General features: G+C 66.2%; 4 protein-coding genes and 1 pseudogene. 4 read left to right on the forward strand and 1 reads right to left on the reverse strand.

What is annotated here, in order from left to right:
- Window positions 1-28: 28 nt before the first annotated feature.
- From RT662_RS01540 to tatC, 3 genes are read left to right on the forward strand one after another with little or no spacing between them, the layout of a single operon-like run.
- The gene (locus RT662_RS01540) at window positions 29-259 is read left to right on the forward strand and encodes a twin-arginine translocase TatA/TatE family subunit (protein WP_313668576.1); all 231 of its coding nucleotides are present in this window, start codon (window positions 29-31) and stop codon (window positions 257-259) included.
- Between the two features lie 49 nt (window positions 260-308).
- Window positions 309-728 (forward strand): Sec-independent protein translocase protein TatB, encoded by a 420-nt coding sequence (gene tatB / locus RT662_RS01545; protein ID WP_313668568.1) that lies wholly within the window; start codon window positions 309-311, stop codon window positions 726-728.
- Window positions 725-1,531, forward strand: coding sequence for a twin-arginine translocase subunit TatC (gene tatC / locus RT662_RS01550; protein ID WP_313668571.1), 807 nt, complete (start codon window positions 725-727; stop codon window positions 1,529-1,531). The genes tatB and tatC overlap by 4 nt, the downstream gene beginning before the upstream one ends.
- Here tatC and RT662_RS01555 read toward each other — a convergent pair.
- Entirely contained in the window at window positions 1,528-1,659 is a 132-nt protein-coding gene (locus RT662_RS01555) for an entericidin A/B family lipoprotein (RefSeq protein WP_409530124.1), read from the reverse strand. The two genes, tatC and RT662_RS01555, sit on opposite strands and share 4 nt — an antisense overlap.
- A gap of 73 nt (window positions 1,660-1,732) precedes the next feature.
- Between RT662_RS01555 and RT662_RS01560 the strand changes: the two are divergent.
- Window positions 1,733-3,549 (forward strand): annotated as a pseudogene (locus RT662_RS01560) (glutamine-synthetase adenylyltransferase); the annotation flags it as partial.

The following is a 3,549-nucleotide window of genomic DNA, read 5'->3' on the forward strand; positions in this document are numbered from 1 at the left end:
TCCCGCACAACTGCAAGGGTCTCACATCATGGGTTCGTTCAGCCTCACGCATTGGCTGGTGGTCATCCTGGTCATCGTGCTGTTGTTCGGCCGTGGCCGCATTTCCGATCTGATGGGTGATTTTGCCAAGGGTATCAACAGCTTCAAGAAGGGGCTGAATGATGATGCCGCGCCCGGCAGCCCGGCTGCGCCGCCGCCGCAGGTGACGCAGAATCCGCAGGCAACCGCCAAATCCCCGGTTGAAGACGCCCGCGGCTGACCCGACGATACGGGGCTGAGGCCCGCCAAAAGGCCCGCAAAGTCACACGATGTTTGGCATTGATTCTTCCGAGCTGATGCTCATTGCGCTGGTGGCCCTGCTGGTCATCGGCCCGAAAGACCTGCCCAAGGCCATGCGCTGGGTGGGCCAATGGGTGGGCAAGGCCCGCGCCATGAGCCGCCACATGCGCAGCGGTTTCGATGCGATGATGCGCGAAGCCGAAATGGAAGAGATGCAGAAATTGTGGGCGCAGCAGAACGAGGCCATCATGAAGGCCACAGCGCTGCCACAAGACATGCTGCCCGATCTGTCTGGCCCGGTGCCCGCAGAGCCGAGCTATGATCCGTGGCCGGTGGCACCGCCCGAAGCCACGGTTGAAACCCCGCCCGCTGCCGAAGCCGCGCCGCCGGTGAAGAAGCCCCGCAAGCCGCGCGCCAAGAAGCCGGCCGCCACGGGCGAAGCGGCATGACCGACGAGGTTGACCGCAGCGACATCGACGCCAGCAAGGCGCCGCTGCTCGATCATCTCATCGAATTGCGCGGGCGCCTGCTGCGCTGTGTCGTCTATTTCGTCATCGCCTTTGGCCTGTGCTTCAGCCAGGCGGGGAAAATCTTCGATTTCCTGGTGCAGCCGCTGGTCGATGCCTCGGGCAGCGGCGCGCGGCTGATCTACACCAAGCTGTATGAGGCGTTCTTCGTCGAGATCCGTGTGGCGGCCTTTGCCGGCATCTGCATCGCCTTTCCGTTGATCGCCAACGAACTGTGGCGCTTCGTGGCGCCCGGCCTCTACAAGAAGGAACAGCGGGCGCTGCTGCCCTTCCTGGCTGCAACGCCGGTCCTGTTCACCTGCGGCGCGGCACTGGCCTATTATGGCGTGATGCCGGCGGCTTTCCGCTTCTTCCTGGGTTTCCAGCAGCTTGGCGGCGTGAACGGTATCAACCGCGAAGCGCTGCCGGCGATGGGTGAGTATCTCGATCTGGTGATGAGCCTGATCCTGGCGTTTGGCGTGGCTTTCCTGTTGCCGGTGCTGCTGATGCTGCTGGAACGGGCGGGCATCATCAACCGCAAGCAGCTGATCGCCGGCCGCCGCTATGCCGTGGTGGCGAGTTTTGTGGTGGCCGCCGTGCTCACCCCGCCCGATCTGTGGAGCCAGGTCGCGCTCGCCATCCCGTTGATGCTGCTCTACGAAATCTCGATCATCGGCATCTGGTTCACCGAAAAGCGCCGGGCCAAGGTGGCCGCGGCTGAACAGTCGGGCGAAAGCGCCGCCTAATCCTTGGCGGCGCCTGCCGACTTGTCGATCGCTTGGCCCACGCTCTTGATGTCGCGGCCGGCGCCCTGGATGGTGTTGCAGGCGGTGAGCAGCACCAGTGCTGCCAGCAATCCCAAACGCATGTTCATCATGGCTCTCCTGTTGGCCCCGCATGCCGCGACGCGGCTTGCTGGCGGCTGAACGCACTGGCATCAGGGTGACATGGAGTTTGCCCTGCCTGCAACTGTGTCGCCGCCTGATCTGGCACCGCTTCTGCCGGCTGGCCTGTCGCCCGCGCTCACCAACGCAGCCGTTGCGGCCTGGGCTGAAGCGCCGTTCCTGAAGGGGTTGATCCGCGGCCGACAAGCAACGCTGGCGAATCTCGCTGCCGCCGGGCCTGACGCGGCGCTCGCCGACGCGCTGGCGCTGGCGGCAGACGATGCACAGCCAATCATGCCGCGCCTGCGCATCGCCCGCCGCGATGTGGCGCTGGTGGTGGCGCTGGCCGATCTGGCCGGATTGTGGCCGCTGGAGCAGGTGACGGCGGCGCTTTCGGACTTCAACGATCGCGCCATCGATGCCGCCATCGCCGCGGCGCTGGCCGAACGCGGTGCGCCCAATCGCGGGATTGTGGCGCTGGCACTGGGCAAGCTGGGCAGCCGCGAACTCAATTACAGCAGCGATGCCGATCTGATCTTCCTGCACGATCCCGATCTGGTGCCGTGCCGGGGCAGCGAAGATCCGGGGGAGGCTGCCGTGCGCATCGTGCGGCGGGCGGTGGCGATTCTGAATGATCTGACGCCTGATGGCTATGTCGCCCGCATCGATCTGCGGCTGCGGCCAGCGAGCGAGATCACGCCGATGTCGATCAGCCTGGCGGCGGCCGAACATTATTACCAATCCGAAGCGCTGACCTGGGAACGGGTCGCCTTCATCCGTGCCCGCGCCGTGGGCGGCGATGTGGCCATGGGCGCGGAATTCCTTGCCCGCATCCGGCCCTTCGTGTGGCGGCGCAGCCTGGATTACACGGCGGTGCGCGACATCCAGTCCGTCTCGTTGCGCATCCGCGATCATTTCGAAGGCGGGCAGGCGATTGGCCCGGGCTTTGATCTGAAACGCGGGCGCGGCGGCATCCGCGAAGTGGAGTTCTTTGCCCAGATCAACCAGCTGATCTGGGGCGGGCGCGACCCTGAATTGCGTTGCCCGGCGACGCTTGATGGTCTCGCCGCGCTGGCCGCTGCCGGCCATGTGCCAGAGGCGGAAGCTGCGCGGCTGGCCACCAGCTACCGGGCGCTGCGCACGTTGGAGCATCGGTTGCAGATGCGCCGCGATGAACAGACCCACGCCATTCCGCGCCTGATCGCCGATCGCCATGCCGTGGCCCGGCTGTGCGGCTGCAAGGATGCCAAGGCCCTGGAAGCCCGGTTGAACGCCATCACCGATCCGGTGGCCACCTCCTACGATCAGCTGATCCGCGCGGCCACGCCTGATGCAACGCCGGTGCCGGCCGATCCGAAGCCGTGGCTGAAACAGCATCATCCCGGCATGATGAAGCTGCTTGCTCCGCTGATCGCCACATGGCGGCAGGGCAAGTATCGCGCGCTGAAAAGTGAATCGGCGCGCGCCGATTTCGAAGCGGTGCTGCCGCTGCTGCTGGCCCGGCTGGCGGCGGCGGCCGATCCGGCCACGGCGGCGAATCGGCTAGATGGCTTGCTGGCGGGATTGCCGGCCGGTGCGCAGTTCTTTGCGCTGCTGCGCGCCAATCCGCGCCTGGTTGGCCTGCTTGGCAATCTGGTGGGCATCACGCCGGTGCTGGCCGAAGCGCTCGCCCGCGATCCGGCGTTGTTCGATGTGATGCTATCCCCCGATGCCTTCGCGCCCTTGCCTGATGCGCCGCAACTGGCCGCGGAACTGGCCAGTCTTTGCCGTGGTGCAGGCCTGGAAGAGCGGCTGGACCGGGTGCGGCGCTGGACGGCGGAAATCCGCTTTCAGCTCGGCGCGCAGCTGATCGAAGGCCATGCCGGCGCGCTCGCCGTGGG

Source organism: Sandarakinorhabdus sp. (assembly GCF_032115815.1).
In the GTDB taxonomy this organism is placed as follows: Bacteria; Pseudomonadota; Alphaproteobacteria; order Sphingomonadales; family Sphingomonadaceae; genus Sandarakinorhabdus.

Bases quoted from the DNA above. Each gene is read 5' to 3' on its own strand.
- RT662_RS01540 (WP_313668576.1), top strand. From the start codon at position 29: ATGGGTTCGTTCAGCCTCACGCATTGGCTGGTGGTCATCCTGGTCATC.
- tatB (WP_313668568.1), top strand. From the start codon at position 309: ATGTTTGGCATTGATTCTTCCGAGCTGATGCTCATTGCGCTGGTGGCC.
- tatC (WP_313668571.1), top strand. From the start codon at position 725: ATGACCGACGAGGTTGACCGCAGCGACATCGACGCCAGCAAGGCGCCG.
- RT662_RS01555 (WP_409530124.1), bottom strand. From the start codon at position 1,659: ATGAACATGCGTTTGGGATTGCTGGCAGCACTGGTGCTGCTCACCGCC.